General features: G+C 61.3%; 2 protein-coding genes. Both read right to left on the bottom strand.

The window, feature by feature from the left end:
• Positions 1 to 628 (bottom strand): hypothetical protein (locus GSE44_RS24970; protein WP_159351526.1); only part of this gene is annotated, 628 nt, incomplete at its 3' end.
• Positions 629 to 794: 166 nt separating this feature from the next.
• The coding region (locus GSE44_RS24975; RefSeq protein WP_159351527.1) for a site-specific integrase at positions 795 to 2,254 on the bottom strand (1,460 nt) is incomplete at its 5' end.

Below are 2,254 nucleotides of genomic sequence, written 5' to 3' on the forward strand. Positions count from 1 at the left end.
GCGGAACTCTGCACCGCCTTTCCAACTCCATGGAAAGGTCCTCCTCCTTCTCGCGCCGTGTTGAGGCAGCGCGCACTGTCATGAAGAGAGCATCCGTGAACGCATAGGAACAGGTAACAGTGGAGCGGTGGATGTCGCGGATGTAGACTTGCGCCCCACGCATAGAGCAGGTGTCAAGTTTCTTGCGTGCAGAATCTAGTGATCCGTTCGCAGGCGTGAGGTAGGTGTCGTAAGCAGAAGTGATGCATGCGTCAGCGGCTAGCAAAAGAGGCACCAAGTACCTTTCCGCGTAGAACTCGAATCGGGAGTAACCACCAATGGTTACTGCACCAGACGTCATCTCTCGAATGCGGAAAAGGTTGCTTTGAAGCTTGGTATTCCAGCGAATGTACGCGTCATCATAGGCTGATTTGCGTGCCCGCACCTCAGCCTCCCCCGCATCTCTTCTGATCGACGAAGCTACCAACTCGCTCCGCGTCCGACGTTCGTAGAGCAGATCGGTGATTTCGCGTAGCGACTCGACAGCACGCTCCCGAACAGTCGCTTCCACCTGCCGCTGACGCGACCAGTCGTCGAGCATCTTCGAGAAAACAACACCAAGCACCCCCGTTAGGAAAAAGGCGAGCAAGGTCGTTGCTGCTGGGTGCCGCGCGGCCTCTGCCACCCGTTTCCCCCAGCTATTCCTTTCCCGAACCACCTCGAAATTTTCATTCCATCTGAGCATAGAGGAGCGTGACACAGTCGCTCTCCGAATTGGAAGCGCCGGTTGGCGCGCTGCCCCTCGCTTTCTAAATTCAGGGCGGGGCGACAAAGCCGCTGTAGTCGATCCTTTGGACCGCCGAGTTGAGGACCCGCAGAGAAAACCGGCCATCACTTGTGCGCCCATAACCTTGGCCGACATCGTCGCCTCCAACATGGCCGGTCAGTTCGTCGTGAAGTTCCTTGCCAATTTCGGCGTCACGGCAGGCGCGCTTGAAGGTGTGGCGGAAGGAGTGAAAGGTCCTTGATGGATGGTCAATTCCTTGTCCCAAGGGCAGTCCGTTCATCTCGACAAGGCGGCGGCAAAATCGGTCGAACCACTTCCCGAAGGCGCCTGCGGGCTCTCTGGCCGTGTGGTTGAGATCGGAGAACAGGTAGATTTCACCTTGGCGTCGCCGCTCAGCCACGTGCTCCATGAACCCGGCTGCGAGCACTGCGCGGTGTAGCGGCACCATCCGCCGAGCCCCGAACGTTTTGAGCCGCTTCTCGCGGCCATTGTCCTGCGCCACGCTGGTGATGTGCAGGAACGCGACCCCGTCCTCCGACTTCACGTCGGCGACCCGCGCCTGCGCCATCTCCTCACGTCGGCAGCCGGTGTAGAGCCCAAGGAAGGGCAGCCAGAACTTACTGTCACGGATGATTCGGGTGCCGGGAGTGCATCGGTAGGCGTCGCCTGCGTGACCTTGGTAGAGGGGCGAGGCGAAGATCAGACGAAGCTCGTCTTGACTGAACGGCTGCCGGGGTGGTTCGGGGTCCCTTTCCTTCGGCGGCTTCACTCCCGCGACAGGGTTCGCAGTGCAAAGCTCGTTCGTGAGTCCATACCAAAACATAGCGCCGAGGTGGTCTAACCACTTCTTCACCGTCTTGCTGGTGAGACGCGGCCTGCCGATGCCCTCCGCGCGCTCCCGCTCGGCCACTTCCACGAGTTCGAGAATGGGCATCCGCCTCTGTGCGTGGGTGGGTCTGGCGGGCAACTTGCGGACTTGGTCGCGGAACCGGACCACGTCCCGTCTGCTGATCTGCTGGACCGGGCCGTCTCCGCCAAGGCTTTCTTGTAAGCGCCGCACGTAGGTGCGCAGGTCCCCGGCGTAGTCGGGCTCAGCGTTGCATCCCGTCAGGTAGGCGTCGGCAAGGTCAGACAGCCGCAGCCCATCCCTATCCACCTCGGCCGCAGTAGCAGGACCAGCATCGAACGGTGCCCGGCAAGGAGGTGGCGATGACCCCGCGCCATCGTTGGATTCGGGTTGCTGCGGGTCGTTCCGCTTGGCCATGATCAGGCAGTCGATTACCCGCTGAACCTCGGTAAACGCCTCATGAAATGCTGGGCGGAGCACCGCCACGGTGGCCTCGTCGGTCGGGACGACGGTGCCGCCCTCCCGTAGGGCATCGCCGAGCAAGTCGTCGATGCCGGACAACCCGGGCGAGTCGCCGCGCGCGATGAGCCTGTCCCTGATCTCGTTGCGGGAAAGCTGAAAACTCTCCCATGCCTCGGGAT

The organism is Muricoccus harenae (assembly GCF_009848505.1).
Classification (GTDB): domain Bacteria; phylum Pseudomonadota; class Alphaproteobacteria; order Acetobacterales; family Acetobacteraceae; genus Roseomonas; species Roseomonas harenae.